General features: G+C 29.7%; 20 protein-coding genes and 2 pseudogenes. 13 read left to right on the top strand and 9 right to left on the bottom strand.

Features of this window, described 5'->3' with window-relative positions:
- Nucleotides 1-43 precede the first annotated feature (43 nt).
- The 5 genes from czcD to FBF20_RS09080 all read left to right on the top strand — a co-directional run bounded on the left by czcD (nucleotide 44) and on the right by FBF20_RS09080 (nucleotide 3,871).
- Nucleotides 44-994, top strand: coding sequence for a CDF family cation-efflux transporter CzcD (gene czcD, locus FBF20_RS05955; protein WP_002852858.1), 951 nt, complete (start codon nucleotides 44-46; stop codon nucleotides 992-994).
- Nucleotides 984-1,178: a cation transporter gene (locus tag FBF20_RS05950; RefSeq protein WP_002852760.1), complete on the top strand. Its 195-nt coding sequence runs from the start codon at nucleotides 984-986 to the stop codon at nucleotides 1,176-1,178. Before czcD ends, FBF20_RS05950 begins: the two co-directional genes overlap by 11 nt.
- Entirely contained in the window at nucleotides 1,178-3,277 is a 2,100-nt protein-coding gene (gene copA / locus FBF20_RS05945) for a copper-translocating P-type ATPase CopA (protein ID WP_168952609.1), read from the top strand. The genes FBF20_RS05950 and copA overlap by 1 nt, the downstream gene beginning before the upstream one ends.
- Before the next feature lie 71 nt (nucleotides 3,278-3,348).
- Complete coding sequence (locus tag FBF20_RS09085) at nucleotides 3,349-3,528, top strand: DUF2165 family protein (protein ID WP_002868591.1); 180 nt, start codon at nucleotides 3,349-3,351, stop codon at nucleotides 3,526-3,528.
- Nucleotides 3,529-3,643: 115 nt separating this feature from the next.
- Nucleotides 3,644-3,871 carry a DUF2165 family protein gene (locus FBF20_RS09080; RefSeq protein ID WP_002868592.1) on the top strand — a complete coding sequence of 76 codons (228 nt, stop codon included), beginning with the start codon at nucleotides 3,644-3,646 and terminating at the stop codon, nucleotides 3,869-3,871.
- Here FBF20_RS09080 and FBF20_RS05930 read toward each other — a convergent pair.
- A complete protein-coding gene (locus FBF20_RS05930; RefSeq protein ID WP_168952608.1) occupies nucleotides 3,868-5,397 on the bottom strand; it encodes a DNA polymerase III subunit gamma/tau in 1,530 nt (509 codons plus the stop codon). The two genes, FBF20_RS09080 and FBF20_RS05930, sit on opposite strands and share 4 nt — an antisense overlap.
- A 3-nt stretch (nucleotides 5,398-5,400) precedes the next feature.
- On the bottom strand, nucleotides 5,401-6,699 hold the full coding sequence (rho, locus tag FBF20_RS05925) for a transcription termination factor Rho (protein ID WP_002852852.1): 1,299 nt from the start codon (nucleotides 6,697-6,699) through the stop codon (nucleotides 5,401-5,403).
- Between the two features lie 108 nt (nucleotides 6,700-6,807).
- Here rho and FBF20_RS05920 point away from each other — a divergent pair, with 108 nt between their 5' ends.
- A complete protein-coding gene (locus tag FBF20_RS05920; RefSeq protein ID WP_072224466.1) occupies nucleotides 6,808-9,165 on the top strand; it encodes a heavy metal translocating P-type ATPase in 2,358 nt (785 codons plus the stop codon).
- Nucleotides 9,162-9,368, top strand: coding sequence for a cbb3-type cytochrome oxidase assembly protein CcoS (ccoS, locus tag FBF20_RS05915; protein WP_002852798.1), 207 nt, complete (start codon nucleotides 9,162-9,164; stop codon nucleotides 9,366-9,368). The genes FBF20_RS05920 and ccoS overlap by 4 nt, the downstream gene beginning before the upstream one ends.
- Nucleotides 9,369-9,390: 22 nt before the next feature.
- Here the strand turns inward: ccoS and FBF20_RS05910 are convergent, their stop codons facing one another.
- Nucleotides 9,391-9,693, bottom strand: coding sequence for a cytochrome c (locus tag FBF20_RS05910; RefSeq protein WP_002852762.1), 303 nt, complete (start codon nucleotides 9,691-9,693; stop codon nucleotides 9,391-9,393).
- Between the two features lie 81 nt (nucleotides 9,694-9,774).
- Here FBF20_RS05910 and gmhB point away from each other — a divergent pair, with 81 nt between their 5' ends.
- From gmhB to gmhA, 4 genes are read left to right on the top strand one after another with little or no spacing between them, the layout of a single operon-like run.
- Nucleotides 9,775-10,335: a D-glycero-alpha-D-manno-heptose-1,7-bisphosphate 7-phosphatase gene (gene gmhB / locus FBF20_RS05905; protein WP_002878815.1), complete on the top strand. Its 561-nt coding sequence runs from the start codon at nucleotides 9,775-9,777 to the stop codon at nucleotides 10,333-10,335.
- A complete protein-coding gene (gene rfaD, locus FBF20_RS05900) occupies nucleotides 10,336-11,289 on the top strand; it encodes an ADP-glyceromanno-heptose 6-epimerase (RefSeq protein WP_002852832.1) in 954 nt (317 codons plus the stop codon).
- The gene (gene rfaE1 / locus FBF20_RS05895) at nucleotides 11,282-12,667 is read left to right on the top strand and encodes a D-glycero-beta-D-manno-heptose-7-phosphate kinase (protein ID WP_002890180.1); all 1,386 of its coding nucleotides are present in this window, start codon (nucleotides 11,282-11,284) and stop codon (nucleotides 12,665-12,667) included. The genes rfaD and rfaE1 overlap by 8 nt, the downstream gene beginning before the upstream one ends.
- The gene (gmhA, locus tag FBF20_RS05890; protein WP_002858021.1) at nucleotides 12,664-13,224 is read left to right on the top strand and encodes a D-sedoheptulose 7-phosphate isomerase; all 561 of its coding nucleotides are present in this window, start codon (nucleotides 12,664-12,666) and stop codon (nucleotides 13,222-13,224) included. Before rfaE1 ends, gmhA begins: the two co-directional genes overlap by 4 nt.
- Here the strand turns inward: gmhA and waaF are convergent.
- Complete coding sequence (gene waaF / locus FBF20_RS05885; RefSeq protein ID WP_002875425.1) at nucleotides 13,205-14,164, bottom strand: lipopolysaccharide heptosyltransferase II; 960 nt, start codon at nucleotides 14,162-14,164, stop codon at nucleotides 13,205-13,207. The genes gmhA and waaF overlap by 20 nt on opposite strands.
- Before the next feature lie 58 nt (nucleotides 14,165-14,222).
- Here waaF and FBF20_RS05880 point away from each other — a divergent pair, with 58 nt between their 5' ends.
- A complete protein-coding gene (locus FBF20_RS05880; RefSeq protein ID WP_002858096.1) occupies nucleotides 14,223-15,047 on the top strand; it encodes a glycosyltransferase family 2 protein in 825 nt (274 codons plus the stop codon).
- Nucleotides 15,031-15,881, top strand: a pseudogene (locus FBF20_RS05875) (glycosyltransferase). The gene FBF20_RS05880 and the pseudogene FBF20_RS05875 overlap by 17 nt, the downstream one beginning before the upstream one ends.
- Here the strand turns inward: FBF20_RS05875 and FBF20_RS09115 are convergent.
- From FBF20_RS09115 to FBF20_RS05850, 5 genes and pseudogenes are all read right to left on the bottom strand, one after another.
- On the bottom strand, nucleotides 15,876-16,538 hold the full coding sequence (locus FBF20_RS09115) for an N-acylneuraminate cytidylyltransferase (RefSeq protein WP_002881429.1): 663 nt from the start codon (nucleotides 16,536-16,538) through the stop codon (nucleotides 15,876-15,878). The pseudogene FBF20_RS05875 and the gene FBF20_RS09115 overlap by 6 nt on opposite strands.
- A 33-nt stretch (nucleotides 16,539-16,571) precedes the next feature.
- Nucleotides 16,572-17,486: pseudogene (locus FBF20_RS09110) on the bottom strand (beta-1,4-N-acetylgalactosaminyltransferase); the annotation flags it as partial.
- Entirely contained in the window at nucleotides 17,483-18,598 is a 1,116-nt protein-coding gene (gene neuC, locus FBF20_RS05860; protein ID WP_002858400.1) for a UDP-N-acetylglucosamine 2-epimerase, read from the bottom strand. The pseudogene FBF20_RS09110 and the gene neuC, both read right to left, overlap by 4 nt.
- Nucleotides 18,595-19,626, bottom strand: a complete 1,032-nt coding sequence (neuB1, locus tag FBF20_RS05855; protein ID WP_002858213.1) for a sialic acid synthase — start codon at nucleotides 19,624-19,626, stop codon at nucleotides 18,595-18,597. Before neuB1 ends, neuC begins: the two co-directional genes overlap by 4 nt.
- Nucleotides 19,607-20,491, bottom strand: coding sequence for an alpha-2,3-sialyltransferase (locus FBF20_RS05850; RefSeq protein WP_002858290.1), 885 nt, complete (start codon nucleotides 20,489-20,491; stop codon nucleotides 19,607-19,609). The genes neuB1 and FBF20_RS05850 overlap by 20 nt, the downstream gene beginning before the upstream one ends.
- Nucleotides 20,492-20,503 lie beyond the last annotated feature (12 nt).

Below are 20,503 nucleotides of genomic sequence, written 5' to 3'. Positions count from 1 at the left end.
TTTAGCTTAATATCTTAAAATGTCAAGCAAAAAAGGATATAAGATGTATAAATTTTTATCACACGAGCCTTTAGCTAACAAATCTTGTCATCATAATCACGAAGAACATTCTCATGAACATCATCATTCCCATGCCGATGCAAGGAGTGTGGATAAAAAGATTTTAAAAATTTCTCTTTTAATGACTTTTTCTATGATGCTTGTGCAATTTATTTATTCAATCCTTTCAAATTCTTTGGCACTTTTAAGCGATACTTTGCATATGTTTTCTGATGTTTTTGCCTTAGCTCTTAGTTTTTTAGCCATTATAGCTGTAGAAAAATGGCAAGATCATCAAAAGACCTTTGGGTATTTTCGTCTTGAAGTTTTAGTGGCTTTTATCAATGCTTTAACCATTATTTTATCGGCTTTATTTATCATTTATGAGGCTATAGAAAAATTTATCAATCCAAAAGAAATTGACGCTAAAACCATGATAATTGTAGCTATTTTGGGCTTTTTGGTAAATGGGATTAATGCTTTGATGATGTTTAAGGGTGCAAATTTAGAAAATGTCAATATGAAGTCCGCTTTTTTGCATATGATGAGCGATTTATTGGGTTCTTTAGCGGTTATTATAGGTGGGATTGTGGTGTATTTTAGTGATATTGTTTATATAGATACGATTTTAGCTATTGTATTATCAATCTTGCTTTTAAGATGGGCGATTATCTTGCTTAAACAAAGTGCTAATGTCTTGCTTGAAAGTTCTCCTGTGGATATAGAAAAAGTAAGACAAGTTTTGCTTTTAAATCCTAGTGTGGATGAGGTAGTGGATTTGCATATTACTCAAATCACTAATAAAATGCTAGTAGCCTCTATGCATTTAAAAGTAAGAGTTTGCAATCTAAAGGAATTTGAAAAACTATCTCAGGATTTATCTCATAAGTTGTTGCATGAATTTGAAATCGGGCATATTACCATACAACCTATAAGGAGTGAAAATGAAATTTAAAGTAAAAAATGTTAATTGCATGAATTGTGTAAATTTGATCAAAAATTCTCTTGAAGATGAATTTGGAAATATAGAAGTGGATTTGGAGCAAAAAATTTTAAGTTTAAATTTAGAAGAAAATCAAGTATCAAATTTTACAAAAGAATTTCAAGATTTAGGTTTTGAGATTGTAGAGCGTTTATAATGGAAGAATTGCGTATAAAAATAGGCAAAATGACTTGCGTTAATTGTTCTAATGCTATAGAAAGAGCTTGTAAAAAAATTGATGGTGTTAAAGATGCTAGTGTTTCTTATGTGAATTCTAGCGGGGTTTTTTTACTTGAAGATCAAAAAAAACGCAAGGATATCATCGCAAAAATTAAAAATTTAGGCTTTGAAATTTTAGAAGATGAACAAAGCTTGAACGCATACAAGGCAAAAAAACACTTAGAATTAAGAAAAAATTTGCTCTTAAGTATAGTTTTGAGTGTGATTATTATGTATTTTGAAATGTTTGTTAAAAGTTCTTTTTCTCAAAATATCCAAATGGCTTTGAGTTTTTTTGGGATATTTTATTGTGGGAGAGACTTTTTTTCTCATGCTTTTTTAGGCTTTAAAAGCAAAAATTTAGATATGAATACCCTTGTAGCTTTGGGGACTTTGAGTGCTTTTGTGTATTCTTTTTTGGTGTATTTGCAAATTTTTAAAGAAGAAGATTTGTATTTTAGTGATGCAATGATGATTATTTCCTTTGTGCTTTTAGGAAAATATCTTGAAAGTAAGGCTAAATTTAAGGCACAAGATTATCAAAGAATTTTAGAAAATATAGACACAAAAAAGACAAAAATTTTGCTTGAAGATGAAAGTATCAAAGAAATTTCAAGTTCTTTTGTTAAAAGTGGCGATGTACTTTTGGTAAAAGAAGGAGAAAGCATTGTTGCAGATGGAGTAGTGCTTTTAGGGAGTGCAGAGCTTGATATGAGTTTTTTAAATGGGGAGTTTTTGCCTGTTTTAAAAAAAGAAGGCGATGAAGTTCAAGCAGGAGCAGTAGTTTTAAATGGTGCTTTAAGGATCAAAGCAAACAAAAAGGCCATGGATAGTACTTTAGAACAAATCAAAAATCTAGTTTTTGAAGCAGGAAGTATCAAAAGTCCTTTGGCAAATTTAGCAGATCAAATTTCTAAATACTTTGTAGGGGGTATAATATTTTTTGCTTTTTTAGTTTTTGTTTTTTGGGTGCTAAAAGCAGATTTAAATACAGCTTTTTTACACTCTTGTGCTGTGCTTTTGATCTCTTGTCCTTGTGCTTTAGGTCTTGCAACGCCTATAGCTTTGGTTGTGGCAAGTGCAAATGCGGCAAAAAATTTCATTCTTATTAAAAATCCTGCTGCTTTAGAAAAATTAGCCTTAGTTAAGTATGCTTTTTTTGATAAAACGGGTACATTAACAAAGGAAAATTTGAGTATTTTTAAACACAATCTTTCTAAAGATGATTTTGATAAATTATGTCAAATTGAAAGTTTAAGCTCTCATCCTATAGCTAAGGCTTTACATAAAGATCATTTTTTTGATTTAAAGGGTGAGGGAAGAGTGATTGTGGGTTCTGGTATAAAATACAAAGAAGATAATGATAATTATCTCGTAGGCAATGCACAGTTTTTGCACGAAAATGAAATTGACACAAAAGAAAGTGATATCTTTTTTGATACTTTTAAAGAATATGTTAGGGTGTATTTTGCTAAGAATAAAAAGTGTTTAGGCGGTGTTTTGTTAAGCAATGCTTTAAAAGATGGAGCCAAAGAGCTTGTGTTAAATTTAAAAAAGCAAAATCTTAAAACTTTTATTTTAAGCGGCGATCATGTAAAAAATGTAGAAAAAATAGCCAAAGAATTACAAATAGACGAATTTCACGCTCAGCTTAAGAGTGAAGAAAAACTACAAATCATTCAAAAATTTAAAAAAACTCTTTTTGTAGGAGATGGGATCAATGATGCGGCGGCTTTATCTGCTGCAAGTGTGAGTATGAGTTTTTCAAAGGCAAATGAACTTGCTAAAAAAACAGGAGATTTTATCTTGATAAAAGATGATTTATCAGCGATTTTTAAATGTTTTAAACTTGCTAAAAAAACACGCGGTATTATTAAGCTAAATCTTTTTTGGGCTTTTATTTATAATGTGCTTTGCATTCCTATCGCGGCAGGATTTATACCTTTTATCTCTTTAAGTCCTCATATAGCAGCACTTGCAATGTGTTTTAGTTCTATTACTGTAGTGCTTAATTCTTTAAGACTTAAAAGAATTTAAAAATTTAATTTTTATTAATAATATATTATATATAATTAATATTACTAAAATATATTATTAAAAGAGTATAAATGCAACAAAAATGTTTTTGCATAAGCAAAATGATTAGATTTTCAAAAATTATTATTTTGCTTACCGTTGTATCGTTAGCAGGTATAGTGGTTTTTGGAAATGTGACAGATTACAATTCTAATTTCCAATTTGTTTCGCATGTGATGAGTATGGATACAAAGCCTGATTTATTTAGGTAATGCTGTAGTTTATAATGGCTATTACTTCTCCCGTGATTTATCATATAGGCTATATAGCAATTATTCTTTTTGAAACTTTTATTGCCTTAACAGCTCTAAAAAAGGTGCTTATGATATGTTTAAAGCTAGAAATTTAGATGCTCAAAGCTTTCATAATGCTAAGATTTTTTGGGATTATTTCTTTAACTTGTGTATTTTATGGTTTTTTGCCTTCCAAGTAGTTGTTGCAGAATGGTTTGGAATGTGGATGAGTAAGGTTTGGAAAGGTTTACCTGATACTATAAGATTGGTAACTTATATGTTTTTAGCTTTGATTTTCATCTCTCTTAAAAATGATGATTAATTTTCTATACTAGGCTCTCCAAAACAATCTTTAAGAGCCTCTTTAAGATCTTCTTGTGGGTCAAATTTTTTGGCCCCTTCTTTAAGCATATTAATAGAACTTTGAATATCTATGTTTTTATTTTCATTGTTTGGTAATTCTTGAGTTAAGGATTGAAGCTTATTTTCATCAATTGTTAGTGCTTTTTGCACATTAATTTTAGCATTTTCTCCAAATTTAGCTTTAAAAAGTTCTTGTATGAGTTTAAAACCTTTATTGAGTGTATCGCGATTTTGTCCTTGTGCGTTTGAGTTTATATTTAAAGTATTGTTTTCAAAACTAATAAAATTTGTACTTTGTTTAAAGCATTCTGCAAGATCAAAATCCCTATCATAAATACTATCAAGCAAGATTTCATAAGCATTTTTTTCTGTTTTTTTCTCAAGATGAGGTATGATAGGAGAAGGTGTGATCCTAGGTATAATATTTGTTGTATTTTCTTGTTTGATTTCTTGGATTTGTGCGTCAATTTCTTTTAAATGACTTGCTTCCATCATCATAAAAGCCATAACACAAAGCGTAAAGCCATCATCATCGCAAAGCATATTCTTAGCTTTTGATAAAATACGGAAAAATCTTTCATAAATTAAAGTAGAAAATTCTGTGCTTTTTGCAAAAAAACTTTCTTTTAAATAAAAAAGCATTTCATCAATCACGCTTGAGGCTTCATAGTCTTGTAATTCCTCTAAATACACAAAAACTTTTTCCTTGTCTTTTGTTAAGATAGTCTGGTAAAAGGCTTTGATTTTTTGAGGATCTAAAAATCCTAGCATATCTGTAATTTTACTAATGCTGATTTCATTTTGACAAAAAATAATAGCTTGGTCAAGCAAGGTTAAAGTATCTCTTAAAGATCCATTGCCGCTTCTTGCTATAAATTTTAAAGCTTCTTCTTCAAATTTAACATTTTCTTTAAGTAAAATTTCTTTAAGATGATTTAAAATTTCACTCTGTGGAATTTGTTTAAAGCGAAAATGTTGTGTTCTTGAAAGCACAGTAGCTGGAAGTTTTAAAGGATCTGTGGTTGCAAGTATAAATTTAACATAACTTGGGGGTTCTTCTAAGGTTTTTAAAAGCGCATTTGCAGCTTGTGGGGTAAGCATATGTACTTCATCAATGATGAAAATTTTAAATCTTGCCATAGAAGGGGTGTATTTGGTTTGTTCGATTAAGGCTTGTATATCTTCAAGCCCACGGTTGCTTGCAGCATCCATTTCTATAATGTCTATATGTTTGCCTTCAAGTGCTGCAAGACAGTGTTTGCAAGTGCCACATGGAGTATCACTTGGTCCTTGTTCGCAAACTAAAGCACGAGAAAAAATTCTAGCACTCGAAGTTTTTCCACTTCCTCTAAGTCCTGAAAAAAGATAAGCATGAGCTAAGCGATTATGATTTAGGGCGTATTTTAAACTTACGCTAACTGTCTTTTGTCCTATGAGTTCATCAAAGGTTTTTGGTCTGTATTTAATCGCTAAAGCTTGAAGCATTTTCTACTCGTTCATTATAGATAAAAGTTCTACATTGTCTTTGGTTTTAAGCATTTTAGAATATAAAAATTTCAACGCTTCAACATCATCCATTTGAGAAATCGCTGAACGGATTGCCCAAATTTTTTGAAGATTTGCTACGCCTTGGAGCAATTCTTCTTTTCTTGTTCCTGATTTGATGATATTAATCGCAGGATAAATTCTTCTATCGGCGATATTTCTATCAAGAACTATTTCGCTATTTCCTGTGCCTTTAAATTCTTCAAAAATCACATCATCCATTCTTGAACCTGTATCAATTAAAGCTGTAGCAACTATGGTTAAAGAGCCTCCATTTTCTATATTTCTAGCTGCACCAAAGAAGCGTTTTGGTTTGTGTAGGGCATTAGCATCCACCCCGCCGCTTAGGACTTTTCCACTGCTTGGAGTTGCGGTGTTATAAGCACGTGCCAGTCTTGTGATACTATCAAGTAAGATGATAACATCTTTGCCTGTTTCTACCATTCTTTTGGCTTTTTCTATCACGAGTTCGGCTACACGCACATGATTATAAGCAGGTAAATCAAAAGTAGAACTAAAAACTTCGCCTTTTACACATCTTTGCATATCGGTAACTTCTTCAGGTCTTTCATCGACTAAAAGTACGATTAAATGCATTTCTGGGTGGTTTTTTGCAATAGCAGTAGCAAGTTCTTTCATAAGCTCTGTTTTACCTGTGCGTGGTGGAGCAACGATAAGCCCGCGTTGTCCTTTTCCTATAGGAGTAAAAAGATCCAAAACACGACCTGTAAGCTTCATTGCATCGTATTCGAGTTTGATTTTTTCTGTTGGAAAAATAGGGGTTAAGTTATCAAATAAAGGTCTTTCTTTGGCTTCTTGTAAAGGCAGATAATTGATCGCTTCGATTTTTAAAAGAGCGTAGTATTTTTCTTGATCTTTTGGTTCTCTAACTTGTCCTGTAACGATATCGCCTACACGCAGAGCAAATTTTTTAATTTGTGAATTTGAAACATAAGCGTCATTAACACTATCGCTAAGATTAGAGTCCATACCTCTTAAAAAGCCATAACCTTCGGAAGAAATTTCTAAAATCCCTGTAAAAAGTATAAAACCGCCTTTTTTTGTTTGTGCTTTTAAAATTTCAAAAATAAGTTCTTGGCGGCGAAATTCTCTTGGGTTTTCGATTTCGCATTCATTGGCGATTTTAACTAGATTTTCTAAATCTAATAATTTTAATTCTTCGATTTTATAACCTTCCACTGGAACGTGGGTTCTTTGATGTTGTTTTTTTTCTTTTTCCATAAGTCCTCGTAAGATTTAGCAGAATAATTTTTGTAAAATGTGATTTTAATAAAAAAATGCACTTTTTGTCAAATTTGTTTATAATTATAAAAAATATTTTTTTAAAGAATGATTATGAAATGTGAACATTGCAAACTTGATTATAAACAAGCCCAAATGATAGAGTATAAGGGTAAATTTTTTTGTTGTAAAGGTTGTGAGAGCGTTTGGGAAATTTTGCATGAAAGTGGATTAGATGAGTTTTATGAAAAGCTTGGAAATCAAACTTTAAGCCCTGTAAATTTTCAAAATGAAATGAAAAATTATGATGAGTTTATCACTAAAACCAAAGAAGGATTTAGTGAAATTTATCTCATGATACACGGTATAGAATGTGCAGCTTGTGTGTGGCTTAATGAGAAAATTTTAACCAAACAAGAAGGAATTTTAGAACTTGATATTAATCATTTAAACCATAAAGCACGCATTGTTTTTGATGAGCAAAGCATTTCTTTGGTGCAAATTTTAAGACTTATTGAAAGCATAGGCTATAAAGCGAGTGCTTATGATGCGAGCAAGGCTTCAAAAAAAGCGGATTTACTAAAAAGGGAATTTTATTCTAAGCTTGTTGTGGCTATAGCTTGTGTGATGAATATCATGTGGATAGCAGTGGCAAAATACGCAGGATTTTTTAGCGGTATGGATAAGGACACTAAGGATATTTTAAATTTTGCTGAATTTATCCTTTGTTCTCCTGTGCTTTTTTATACGGGATCTCATTTTTATAAAAGTGCTTTTAAAACTTTAAAAATGCATAGTTTAAATATGGATGTATTGGTGATTAGCGGAGCGAGTTTGGCTTATGTTTATTCTTTATGGGCCATGTTTTTTAGGGTAGGGGAGGTGTATTTTGACTCTGTGGCGATGATAATTTGCTTTGTTTTTATAGGTAAATATCTTGAGATGTTTAGCAAAAAGCGTGCTTTAGATACTATAGATGGGCTTAATGATTTTTTGCAAAATGAAGTTTTAGTTTTCAATGGTAAAGAATTTGTCTCTAAAGAAGTGCAAAAGGTTTGTTTGGGGGATAGAATTTTGCTTAAAACTGGAGATAAAATTTTAATCGATGGGATTTGTAAAAGTGGTGAAATGAGCGTAGATACTTCTTCTTTAAATGGAGAAAATACCCCAAAACTCATACAAAAAGAAGATGAAATTTTTTCAGCTTGTATAGTGCTTGATGGAAGTGTGGAGTATGAAGCAACAAAGCTTTACAAGGATTCAAAACTCAGTCAAATTATCCAGCTTTTAGAACTTGCAAGTTCTAAAAAAGCAAAACTTGAAAGTTTGGTCAATAGTCTTTTGGCTTATTTTTCTAGAACGGTTTTATTGATCGCTTTTATTTGTTTTGCTTTTTGGTTTTTTTATAAAGAAGAGAGTTTCGAAATTTCTTTAGTCAATGCGATTGCAGTTTTGATTATCGCTTGTCCTTGTGCTTTGGCTTTAGCAACGCCAGTGAGCAATCTTGTGGCTTTAGGTAGGGCTTTAAAAAAGCATATTTTATTTAAAAGTTCTAGCGTGATAGAAGATTTAAGCAAATGTGATTGTGTGGTGTTTGATAAAACGGGTATTTTAACCAAAATAGAGCTTGAACTTAAAGAGGTTTTTTTAGATAAAGCGCTTGATTTAAACGAGCTTTATAATTTTGTAAAACTTTCTAAACATCCTATCTCTCAAAATATTGTGTTATATTTAAAGCAAAAAGGAGCTAAGGATTTAAATTTGGATTTTAAAAAGCATTCGAGTATTCAAGCTAAAGGTTTAAGTGCTGAGTTAAATGAAGGGTTGCTTTTAGGCGGAAGTTCTAAATTTTTGCAAGAAAAGGGTATTGTGGCTAAAGAATTTGATAATACGCATTTTATTTTTGCCAAGGAAGGTAAAATTTTAGCTTTTTTTGAGTTTGATAGTGTTTTAAGAGAAGGTGCAAAAGAGCTTATCGCTTATCTTAAAAAAGAAAAGAAAGAATTAATGATACTCAGTGGCGATCATCAAAAAGCAGTGGAAAAAATCGCTAAAAAGTTAGAAATTCAAAATTATCAAGCTTCTTGTTTGCCTGAAGATAAGATGAAAACTATAGAAAATTTAAGTAAAAATTACAAAGTTTTATTTGTAGGTGATGGGGTAAATGATGCACTAGCTTTAAAATACGCAAGTGTTTCAATGACTTTAAGAGAAGGAAGTGATCTAGCTATAGAAAGTAGTGATGTTTTGCTTTTGAAAAATGACTTGCTTTCTTTAAAAAAAGCCATCAAATTATCTAAAAACACCTTTAAAATTATCAAGCAAAATCTTGCTTTTTCTTTGTTTTATAATGCTTGCACCATACCTTTGGCTTTTTTGGGTATGATAAATCCTTTATTTGCTGCTATTTCTATGTCTTTTAGTAGTATAATAGTCGTTTTAAATGCTTTAAGGATTAAAGAATGAATAGTATAATCATGATGATGATAGGAGTTTCTATCTTAGCGTTTTTTATCATTTTGGCAACTTTGCTTTGGGGGATTAAAAATAAGCAATTTGATGATGATTATAAATTTACTACTTTAAATGATGATGAGGATTCTTTACGTGATGCTATAGAATTAGAAAGACGTAAAAAAGAAGCTTTGGATAAAAAAAGGCTTTCTTAAAAAGAAAAGCCTTTTTTAGAAATTATTTTAAAGTTTCAATATGAGCTTCGATAGCTTTAAAATCTTCTTCAGTTAAACCTTTAAGGTTAAGTTTCATGATCGCACCTTGACCATAAGCATTTCTTTTACCTTCTGAATATTCTTTCATGTATTGAAGTCTTTCAGCAGAAGAAAGAGTTTTTAAAGCTGGAACTTTGTTTAAGTAAACTTTGTCAGCATTTGCACCATGGCATACTGCGCATTTTTTAAAAAGTGTAGCACCATCTGCAGCAAAAGCAGAAACACCAAGACATGCCAAAGCAGAAACTACTAATAATTTTTTCATTTGTTTTCTCCTTAGTAAAAATTAGATTGCTAGGTATTATATATCTTTATTTTTAATAAAAATCTTAAGAAATTAAAGATAATGTTTATTTTCTTTTTAAAAAAGCTATATTATAATGTTTTTATGAAAACAAAAGCATTATTTTTAGATAGAGACGGTGTGATTAATATAGATAAAAAATATGTTTATAAAATAGAAGATTTCGAATTTTGTGATGGAATTTTTGAACTTTGTAGATATTTTTTAGCTAGAAATTATTTGCTTTTTATAGCGACAAACCAATCAGGCATTGCAAGAGGATATTATAAAGAAAGTGATTTTTTTAAGCTTTGTGATTATATGCTTAAAGAATTTGCCAAGCAAGATATAAAAATTGATAAAATTTATCATTGTCCGCATTTAGAAGGTTGTGAGTGTCGCAAACCTAAAGCAGGAATGCTTTTAAAAGCAAAAGATGAGTTTGATTTAGATATGAAAAATTCTATCTTTATCGGAGATAATCTAAGCGATATGCAAGCAGGATTAAATGCTGATATTGGCACTTTGATTTTAGTGAATGAAGAAAAAAAAGAAGGTGATTTTTTTAGACAATTTAAAAATTTAAAAGAAATTTTGAGCTTTTTTAAAGAAAAGGACATTTAAATGAGAATAGCAATCACAGGTGGCGCAGGGTTTATAGGTTCGCAACTGGCTTTAAATTTGCAAGAAAAACATGAAATTTTAATCGTCGATAAAATGCGTAGTAGTGCGACTTTTGAAAATGGAAATTTGCAAAGTTTTGGGCATTTTAAAAATTTACTTGAATTTGATGGAGAACTTTTTGCAGGCGATATTAATGATGAAAAAGTTTTAAAAAAGATTGAAGATTTTAAGCCAGAGATTATTTTTCATCAAGCAGCAATTTCAGACACTACGGTTTTTGATCAAACTAAGGTTTTACAAACCAATTTAAATACTTTTAAAGATTTTATAGAACTTAGCATAGATCTTAATGCAAAGCTTATTTATGCAAGTTCAGCTTCAGTTTATGGCGATGCAAAAAGTCCGCAAACCGTAGGTAAAGATGAAGAACCAAAAAATCCTTATGCTTTTTCAAAATTGATGATGGATAAGTTAGCGAAAAAATACTACGATAAAGCCCATTTAGTAGGACTTAGATATTTTAATGTTTATGGAAAAGGCGAATTTTACAAAAACAAAACCGCTTCTATGGTTTTACAATTTGGCCATCAAATTTTAGCAGGAAAAAATCCACGCTTGTTTGAAGGAAGTGATCAAATTTATAGAGATTTTACTTATATTAAAGATGTTATTAATGCCAATTTAATCGCCCTTGACTCAAAATGTGGGGTTTATAATGTAGGCAGCGGTAAAGCAAGAACTTTTCAAGATATAGTTGATATTTTGCAAAAAGAGTTAAAGACTGATTTGCCTTGCGAATATATCCCAAATCCTTATGTAAAATCTTATCAATTTCATACCGAGGCAAAACTAGATCAAACTTGGGATTATCGGCCAAAATTCACTTTAGAAGAGGGTATAAAAGATTATTTAGGCGAGATAAAAAGACTTTTTGAAAAGGAAGTAAATGCTTGAGTTTTTAAGTCAGCAAAAACCTAAAATTTTAATTATAGGGGATTTTATGGTGGATAATTACACTTGGTGTGATTGTTCGCGTATCAGTCCTGAAGCCCCTGTTTTGGTAGCTAAAACCCTTAAAGAAGATAAAAGATTAGGCGGGGCTGCAAATGTTTATACAAATTTAAAAAGCTTGGGAGCTGATGTTTTTGCGCTCGGTGTTGTGGGTGATGATAAGAGTGGGAAATTTTTACAAGAAAATTTAAAAGGAGAATTTTTGATCCAAAAAGGACGCAAAACCCCTTTTAAAAATCGCATTATGGCACACAATCAGCAGGTTTTAAGACTAGATGAAGAAGACATAAGTGCAATTTTGCTTGAAAATGAACTTATTGCTTTGTTTGATGAAAAGATTAAAGACTTTAAGGCTGTGGTTTTAAGCGATTATGCCAAAGGTGTTTTAACCCCTAAAGTTTGTAAGGCTGTGATAAAAAAAGCTAAGGCTTTAAATATTCCTGTTTTAGTTGATCCTAAAGGCAGTGATTTTAGTAAATATAGCGGTGCAACCTTACTCACGCCTAATAAAAAAGAAGCTTTAGAGGCTTTGAAATTTGAAAATTTAGAGGGTGAAAATTTAGAAAAAGGCATCAAAAAATTAAAAGAAGATTTTTCTTTGCGTTATTCTATCATCACTCTTTCAGAAGCTGGAATTGCACTTTTTGATGAGGGTTTGAAAATCGCACCTGCTAAAGCCTTAGAGGTTTATGATGTAACAGGAGCGGGCGATAGTGTGATCGCAGTTTTGGCTTTTTGTTTGGCAAATGAAATTGAAATTTTTAAAGCTTGCGAACTTGCCAATGAAGCCGCAGCTGTTGTGGTAAGTAAAATAGGTAGCGTGAGTGTGAGTTTTGATGAGATTAAAAGTTTTAAGCGCGTGGATTTTGAGAAAAAAATCAAAAGCAAAGAAGAACTTTTGGTACTTTTGAAACAAAATAATAAAAAGATTGTTTTTACAAATGGTTGTTTTGATATCGTGCATTTTGGACATATAAAATACCTTGACAAAGCTAAAAGATTGGGCGATGTTTTGATTGTAGGTTTGAACTCAGATGCGAGTGTGAAAAGACTCAAAGGCGAGAGTCGTCCTGTAAATTCAGAATTTCAAAGAGCTTGTATGTTGGCAGCTTTTTATTTTGTTGATTTTGTAGTGATTTTTGATGAAGACACGCCTTTAGAACTTATAAGCTTTTTAAAGCCTGATATTTTGGTTAAAGGAGCTGATTATAAAGATAAACTTGTTGTAGGTGCAGATATCGTTTCAAGGGTTGAATTAATCGACTTTGAAGAAGGATTTAGTACAAGTAAGATCATAGAAAAGATTAAGGATAAAAAATGATAAATTTAGTGGAAAAAGAATGGCAAGAACATCAAAAAATTGTTCAAGCAAGCGAAATTTTAAAAGGACAAATCGCTAAAGTAGGTGAGCTTTTGTGTGAGTGTCTTAAAAAAGGTGGTAAAATTTTAATTTGCGGAAACGGTGGAAGTGCGGCTGATGCTCAGCATTTTGCGGCTGAACTTAGCGGGCGTTATAAAAAAGAACGCAAGGCTTTAGCAGGCATAGCACTTACAACCGATACTTCAGCACTTAGTGCCATAGGAAATGACTATGGTTTTGAGTTTGTTTTTTCAAGACAAGTGGAAGCTTTAGGGAATGAAAAGGATGTTTTAATCGGTATTTCAACGAGCGGAAAAAGCCCTAATGTTTTAGAAGCTTTAAAAAAAGCAAAAGAGCTTAATATGCTTTGTCTAGGGCTTAGCGGAAAAGGTGGTGGAATGATGAATAAGCTTTGTGATCATAATCTTGTTGTGCCAAGCGATGATACAGCTAGAATTCAAGAAATGCACATTTTAATCATACACACACTTTGTCAGATCATAGATGAGAGTTTTTAAGTAAATTTTTAGCCTGTTCTATCACTTTTTCAGGCTTTAGATCTTTCATGCATTTGTGGTGTTTTAAAGGGCAGGTTTTTTGCATACAAGGCATACAAGCTAGATCTAAATGCACTAATTTTGCATTTTCATTTTGCCAAGGTGAAGTTTGAGTAAATTTCGTAGGGCCAAAAATAGCTACGGTTTTTACCTTATAAACCGCACTTAGGTGCATAGGTCCACTGTCATTTGTGATGAAAAGATCGCAAAAAGCGATATTTTGACAAAGGGTTTTGATGGTGGTTTTATTGCAAAGATTTTTTACTTTTATGTTTTGTTCTTTTAAAATTTGATAAATTTCATTACAAAGTTCTTGTTCGGCTTTTCCTGCACCAAAGATTAAAATATCATGACTTTGGCTGAAATTTAAAGCCACTTTAGCAAAATAACTCGCATCCCATCTTTTTGCACTTCCAAAGCTTGCACCAGGGTTGAGTCCTAGAATTTTTTTACCATTTCTTAAGATAAGAGGGTTTTGAAATTTTAGCTTAAAGGGAAGCTTTAAGTCCTTAAAATGAGCTTTTATACTAAGTGAATTTTCTATAAAATAAAGGTATTTTAAAACTTGATGTTCTTCTTTGTACTTGTTTTTGTCAAAAAAATATCTTTGTTTTGTTTTAAGGATATGCAAGATAATCTTAGAAGAGAACGCAGATCTAAAAGCAAAGCTAAGATCGATTTTACCAAGTTCTTTGCGTAAAGATAGAGCTTGTTTATAACGGGATAGTTTATTTTCTATGATGATTTTAGAATTAGGAAATTCTTTAAAAAGTGCTGTAGAAACAAAAGAACCATAAAGGATAAACTGAGCATCTTTAAAATGTTCTTTTATAGTGTATAAAGCAGGTGAAGCCATTACCGTATCGCCTAACCAGGTGGGAAGATGTATAAAAATTTTCATAAATTTCCTAAACTTTGATAGAATTGTTTTTATTATTTTAACAAAATTTAGGAAAAATATGCCACAACTTTCTATCATAATCCCGCTTTTTAATTCTTGCAATTTTATCTCAAGAGCTTTGCAAAGTTGTATAAATCAGACTTTAAAAGATATTGAAATTTTGATTATCGATGATAAAAGTAAAGATAATAGTTTAAATATGGTTTTAGAATTTGCTAAAAAAGATCCAAGGATAAAAATCTTTCAAAATGAAGAAAATTTGGGCACTTTTGCAAGTAGAAATTTGGGAGTTTTGCATTCTAGTTCTGATTTTATAATGTTTTTAGATAGTGATGATTTTTTAACTCTTGATGCTTGTAAAATAGCGCTTAAAGAGATGAAAAAAGGTTTTGATTTGCTTTGCTTTGATGCTTTTGTACATAGGGTAAAAACCAAGCAATTTTATCGTTTTAAACAAGATGAGTTTTTTAATCAAAAAGAATTTTTAGAATTTCTAAGCAAACAAAGGCATTTTTGCTGGTCGGTTTGGGCTAAGTGTTTTAGAAAAGATATTATCTTAAAAAGTTTTGAAAAAATTAAAATAGATGAGCGTTTGAGTTATGGCGAAGATGTGCTTTTTTGTTATGTTTATTTTATGTTTTGTGAGAAAATAGCTGTTTTTAAAACTTGCATTTATCATTATGAATTTAATCCAAATGGAAGATATGAAAACAAAAATAAAGAAATTTTATGGCAGAATTATCAAGATAAAAAGAAAAGCAATGAACTTGTAAAAAAGCTTTGTTTAAACTTTAAAAATAATGATTTTCATAAGAAGTTGTTTGAGGTTTTAGAGAAAGAAGAATTTGATTTACAAAGAAGGGTTGATGAAGCAAGAAATTAGTAGTTTTTGGTATACACCTAGAGGTTATAAAGGTATTGGTTTAATGGAGCTTTTATCTATAAAATCTTTTATAGATAATGGTTATAAATTTATACTTTATACTTATAATTTAGATGATAAAATTTTTAAAAAATTAGATGAATTATTTGATGATTTTGAATTAAAAGATGCAAATGAAATTGTTTCTTTTAAAAATTATTTTAGAGACGATAGGGGATCTGGAGTAGCAGCGTTTAGTGATTATTTTAGATACAATTTACTTTATCTTAAAAAAAAAAAGGGGGGGGGGTATGGGTAGATCTTGATATGATATGTTTAAATTATATTGATTTAAATGAAGAATATATCTTTACACAAGAAGTGGATGAAGATAATAAAAAATCAAGAATCACAACATCCTTTTTAAAATTTTCTCGATATTCAGATTTTGGAAAAAATCTTATACAAGAAGCAGAAAAAATCATTAATAAAAGAAAAAAAATCTCGTGGGGTGTTATAGGACCTTGGTTTTTAGCTGATCATGTAAAAAAATGTGGTTTAGAAAATTTTGTTTGGGATTATAAAAGAACTTGTCAGATTCCATGGTGTAATGTAAAAATTTTTTTAGATAATACTTCAATAGATATCAGTCAACCTTTCTTACATTTATTTTCAGAAATGTGGAGATTAAATAATATGGAGAAAAATACTTTTCATCAAATGGGAGTTTATGGACAACTTTTAAAAAAACATGAGATAGAAAAATTATATAATCAGATAAATACTTGTTTAAAAACATCAATGCTAGATAATATAGCATCCTTTTTAACCAAGTTTTTTATAAAAAAATTATAAGAAGCTTATATTATTAACTCTTTTTAAATCCTCTGTTGTATCTATATCCAAACTAGCTTTTTCGTCCATTATATAGCAACTTGTTTTTTCTTGTAGAAAAGTTGGGTTATTTAAAAATAAATTTGACTTTACTATATAAATTGCACCATTACTCATATAAGTTTTTGGTAATTTTTGTCTAGGCATAAATGGATATTTGTTATCACAAATTCCTTTTAAGTTACCATTATCATCTATAAAAGCTTTTAAAATTTTATTATCACATTCTACAACACTTATTAATGCATTTGAGTTTTCATTTTTAAATTTTAAAAAAGCTTCATCTATATGTACATTTGTCCTTAAAGGAGAAGTGGGTTGTAATAAAACAATATTTTCATAATCTTTATAAAAACTCAAGGTATGCAATACAACCTTATCACTAGTTGTATCATCTAGCGCTAATTCTTTAGGTCTTTTTAACACATCTACACCTTGAGTTTGTCCATATTCTAATATATCATCGCCATCACTACTTAAAACAATTTTATCTACATACTTTGAATTTTTTGCTGCATTGATAGTATAATACAACAAAGGCCTATCATGCAAAAGAGCTAAATTTTTATTTTTTATACCTTTTGAACCAGCTCGAGCAGGTATTATAGCTAAAGTCATTTTTTTACCACTCAATTTAAATTTATCTAATATTTCACGAATTACTTTTTCATCAAGCATTGTATAATTTATTTTCTTTATTTTTCTATGTCTATAATGGATTTTTTTAAAATCTTCTAAAGTTAAAGCATCCAAATGTTTTTGATAATCATTTCTATGATATTTTAAAGCAGGAAAATGCCATTGAAGTAATTCTGCTTGTAAGATTTTTATATGTTTGGGTATAATTTGCTGTTCAGAATACAATTCTTTCACAGTTTTTTCAGGATCAATCCACTGACTTTGCTTTGAAACCATTCTTTCTATAAATACACTATTGCACTTTTGAATTAACAATTGATCCCCTCCATCGATAAAACCACATTCTCCTATATTTTGAATTACAATTTTATCTAGTATTAAAAAATTAATTCTTGGAAATCTAACAGCAGTATTTTTTGATGCCATATAAAAACTCTTATATAATTTTTTTGCATCATAGTAATGATCCACATCTATTTTTATAAGCCACTCATCTTGCGGTATAAAACTAGCTACATAGTTATAATAACTATGAAGTTTATTTTCTTCGCTTTGCGGATTTTCAATTTGCACCTCATGGGGATATTTTACTGGTATAAACGAAGGGTATTGTTTGCAAAATTCCAAAATAATTTCTTCACTTCCATCAGTACAATCATTATATCCTATAACACCTCTTTGTATGGCAGGTAACATACTTTCAAGTGATACTCTTAAAGTAGTGGCTTCATTTTTTACTCTTATAAAAGCCCATGGATTTAAAGGAGATTTTGTATCTTTTGAGTTTGGATCAAAATCAAAAAAACCTTTATGCTTTTCATTGTAGATTTTTTTATTTAAGTTTAAAAAATATTCATTATCAAATTTTAATTTTTTATCAATTTTAAGCAATCTTAAAAAAGCTATAATTTTATAAAACAAAGTCATTTTTTATCCATGAATATTTTTTGCTTGTTTATAGTAAATAAAATATTATTTTTCAATAACCTATAAAATTGCTCAGAACTATTTAAAATTTCTAGTCTTTTATTTGTAATATTAGTGCATTTACTAGTATTTAAAATCGCTTCCAATATATCCTTTTCCTCTGCATTTACTCTTATTGTTTTATTAATGTCAGTTCTACCATCTTGTCTTGAACCAACTAAAATTCCATTTATATTAAGATATAAAGCTTCTTTTATTATACAACTTGAATTTCCTATGATAAAATTGGCATTTTTTAGCAAACTTATAAAATACTCAAATCTTAAAGAAGGAAAAATTTTAAATCTTTCATTATTTTTTAGCCTTTCATAATTTTGCAAAATTAATTCAAATCCTAAATCATTATTTGGATAAATAACTATATAATTTTTTTCACTTTTTATAAGAGCATTTACAAATTCTTCACTTTGTTTATATAAAGAGTTTATTTCGGTTGTAATTGGATGAAATATAGCTATGGCATAATTTTTAAATTTTATATCATAATATTTTTTTGCTTCATCTAAAGATATAGTATTATTTAGCAATTCTAAATCAGGAGAACCTATAATAAAAATAGATTTCTCATCTTCACCCATTTGTATTAATCTTTTTTTTGCTATTTCATCATTTACTAAATGAATATGTGCTAATTTACTAATAGCATGTCTTAAACTCTCATCTATAGTTCCTGAAAGCTCTCCGCCTTCTATATGTGCCACTAAGATATTATTTAAACTTCCTACTATAGCAGCAGCTAAAGGCTCCACTCTATCACCATGCACTACTATTAAATCAGGCTCTATCTCATGTATAAATTTAGAAAAACCATCTATTGTTGATGATAAAGCCTTATCCATCTGATAATACTTATCGTGATTTATATATTTATATATATTTTTAAAACCACATTTTTCTATTTCCATATAAGTAGAACCAAACTTTTTACTCATATGCATACCGGTTACAAATATAAATAATTCAAATTCATTTGAATTTTCAACTTTCATCATTAGAGATTTTATTTTAGAAAAATCAGCTCTAGTTCCGCTAACAAAAACTATTTTTTTCATTCAAAATCATCCCATGTTAGTTGTATATTATTTTTTATATCTTTTTTTGCTCTTTTTCCAAGTATGGCTTCAAAATCCTTTGCACTTATACCACCTTTTGAAGGTCTTTTTACCCAAATATTATCCATAGATAAAATTTCACCCTTTTTTATATCTTTAATACTTACTACACTAGCAAATGCAAAATCAATGGTCACTTGCTCTTCTTTTAAAGGATTTTTATTATTATCGCCTCTTAAAAGCACCATTTCTTGTGTTTGATTTATAAGATCTTTTAAAGTGCTTTCATCCATAGAGCAAACTATATCAGGGCCTTTTCTGTCCATGGTATCTGTAAAGTGTCTTTCTAGTACACTTGCTCCAAGAGCTATTGCACCTATACATGCAAGATTGTTTGTGGTATGATCACTAAGTCCATAAAGACAATTAAACTCTTTATATAATTCTAACATAGCTTGTAATCTTACTAAGTGCGATGGAGTAGGATATAAATTTGTAGTATGAAGCAAAACAAAAGGTATTTCATAATCTCTAAGTATCTTAACTGTGGGTTTTATACTTTCTATGCTATTCATTCCGGTGCTTATAATCATAGGTTTTTTAAATTGTGCTATATGTTTTATTAAAGGATAATTATTACATTCACCTGAGCCTATTTTATAAGCACTTACACCCATATCTTCTAAACGATTTGCTGCAGCTCTACTAAATGGAGTGCTAAGATATACCAAACCTTGCTTCTCTACATACTCTTTTAAAGCTAGTTCATCTTTATAGTTTAATGCACATTGTTCCATAATCTCATAAATGCTAATATTTGCATTACCCGGTATAACATTTTTAGCCTCTTGGCTCATTTCATCTTCGACTATATGAGTTTGGTGTTTTATTATCTTAGCTCCTGCTCTTTTGGCCGCATCTACCATAAGTTTTGCTATTTCTAAACTACCATTGTGATTTATACCTATTTCAGGGATTATCAAAGGATTTTTCTGAGAAATAGTTAATTTATCTATTTTTATTTGCATATTTTTCCTTTAAGTAGTGTTTTATGTCACTTGGAAGTCTAATTAGATCTTTTATTAGCTTATAATGGAGATTTTCTTTTAACCTACTTTTTTTTCCATAATATCTTTCTTGTGCATACTTATCTGGTATCAATATATCATTTATATATTTTTTTGGTTTTTTACTCAATACAAAATCACTTCCAATATCCGGAGCCAATTTAAAATACTCATCTGAATTTAAACTATAAATATTCACATCATACCTTTTCATTAGATAATCTAAAGCTTGTAAATCACATGCCATTGAATGATTGATAAATTTGAATTTTTGATTTTTAAAACCAGTGCATTTATTTAATAAATTTTTTTTATTATTATCGAAGGCATATAAATTATTTGTATCTTGATAAAAATCAATACCACTTATATATATACTTTTATATCCCAGAGCCACAGCTGTAGCACACATATAAACTCCACTAGTAATTCTTTGCCTATTGTATATTTCATTATATTTAATATAGGCAAAAAAATCTTTAAGCTTTTTTATAATCTCATGACCTAAAAAAGCATCACTAAAGTATAATTCAAAATTATCAACAAATTGAAATCCATCTATGTATTCTAAATTAATAGTAGAACAAACTATATTTTCTATGTTATATTCTTCGTTTTGTATAAGTTTTTTACTAGTATAGTATTGTTCAAAAAACACAAAAGGATTAAAAAAAACATATTTTACATCTTTACCCACAAAATATCTATCTTCAAAATAAAACTGATTGCATCTAAATACATCAAATTGTTTTGGTAACCTTTTATAATCTATATTTTTTAAACTAGGTCCATTACCGCATACCAAAGCATTAATATTCATACTCATTTTATTACCTTA

The organism is Campylobacter sp. CFSAN093259, assembly GCF_012889985.1.
Classification (GTDB): domain Bacteria; phylum Campylobacterota; class Campylobacteria; order Campylobacterales; family Campylobacteraceae; genus Campylobacter_D; species Campylobacter_D jejuni.
This window is presented reverse-complemented; position numbering and strand designations above follow the sequence as displayed.

Bases quoted from the DNA above. Each gene is read 5' to 3' on its own strand.
- FBF20_RS05850 (WP_002858290.1), bottom strand. From the start codon at position 20,491: ATGAGTATGAATATTAATGCTTTGGTATGCGGTAATGGACCTAGTTTA.
- gmhA (WP_002858021.1), top strand. From the start codon at position 12,664: ATGATAAATTTAGTGGAAAAAGAATGGCAAGAACATCAAAAAATTGTT.
- czcD (WP_002852858.1), top strand. From the start codon at position 44: ATGTATAAATTTTTATCACACGAGCCTTTAGCTAACAAATCTTGTCAT.
- neuB1 (WP_002858213.1), bottom strand. From the start codon at position 19,626: ATGCAAATAAAAATAGATAAATTAACTATTTCTCAGAAAAATCCTTTG.
- rho (WP_002852852.1), bottom strand. From the start codon at position 6,699: ATGGAAAAAGAAAAAAAACAACATCAAAGAACCCACGTTCCAGTGGAA.
- FBF20_RS05920 (WP_072224466.1), top strand. From the start codon at position 6,808: ATGATTATGAAATGTGAACATTGCAAACTTGATTATAAACAAGCCCAA.
- FBF20_RS09115 (WP_002881429.1), bottom strand. From the start codon at position 16,538: ATGACTTTAGCTATAATACCTGCTCGAGCTGGTTCAAAAGGTATAAAA.
- copA (WP_168952609.1), top strand. From the start codon at position 1,178: ATGGAAGAATTGCGTATAAAAATAGGCAAAATGACTTGCGTTAATTGT.
- FBF20_RS05950 (WP_002852760.1), top strand. From the start codon at position 984: ATGAAATTTAAAGTAAAAAATGTTAATTGCATGAATTGTGTAAATTTG.
- FBF20_RS05910 (WP_002852762.1), bottom strand. From the start codon at position 9,693: ATGAAAAAATTATTAGTAGTTTCTGCTTTGGCATGTCTTGGTGTTTCT.
- neuC (WP_002858400.1), bottom strand. From the start codon at position 18,598: ATGAAAAAAATAGTTTTTGTTAGCGGAACTAGAGCTGATTTTTCTAAA.
- FBF20_RS05880 (WP_002858096.1), top strand. From the start codon at position 14,223: ATGCCACAACTTTCTATCATAATCCCGCTTTTTAATTCTTGCAATTTT.
- FBF20_RS05930 (WP_168952608.1), bottom strand. From the start codon at position 5,397: ATGCTTCAAGCTTTAGCGATTAAATACAGACCAAAAACCTTTGATGAA.
- rfaD (WP_002852832.1), top strand. From the start codon at position 10,336: ATGAGAATAGCAATCACAGGTGGCGCAGGGTTTATAGGTTCGCAACTG.
- rfaE1 (WP_002890180.1), top strand. From the start codon at position 11,282: ATGCTTGAGTTTTTAAGTCAGCAAAAACCTAAAATTTTAATTATAGGG.
- gmhB (WP_002878815.1), top strand. From the start codon at position 9,775: ATGTTTATTTTCTTTTTAAAAAAGCTATATTATAATGTTTTTATGAAA.
- FBF20_RS09080 (WP_002868592.1), top strand. From the start codon at position 3,644: ATGTTTAAAGCTAGAAATTTAGATGCTCAAAGCTTTCATAATGCTAAG.
- waaF (WP_002875425.1), bottom strand. From the start codon at position 14,164: ATGAAAATTTTTATACATCTTCCCACCTGGTTAGGCGATACGGTAATG.
- FBF20_RS09085 (WP_002868591.1), top strand. From the start codon at position 3,349: ATGCAACAAAAATGTTTTTGCATAAGCAAAATGATTAGATTTTCAAAA.
- ccoS (WP_002852798.1), top strand. From the start codon at position 9,162: ATGAATAGTATAATCATGATGATGATAGGAGTTTCTATCTTAGCGTTT.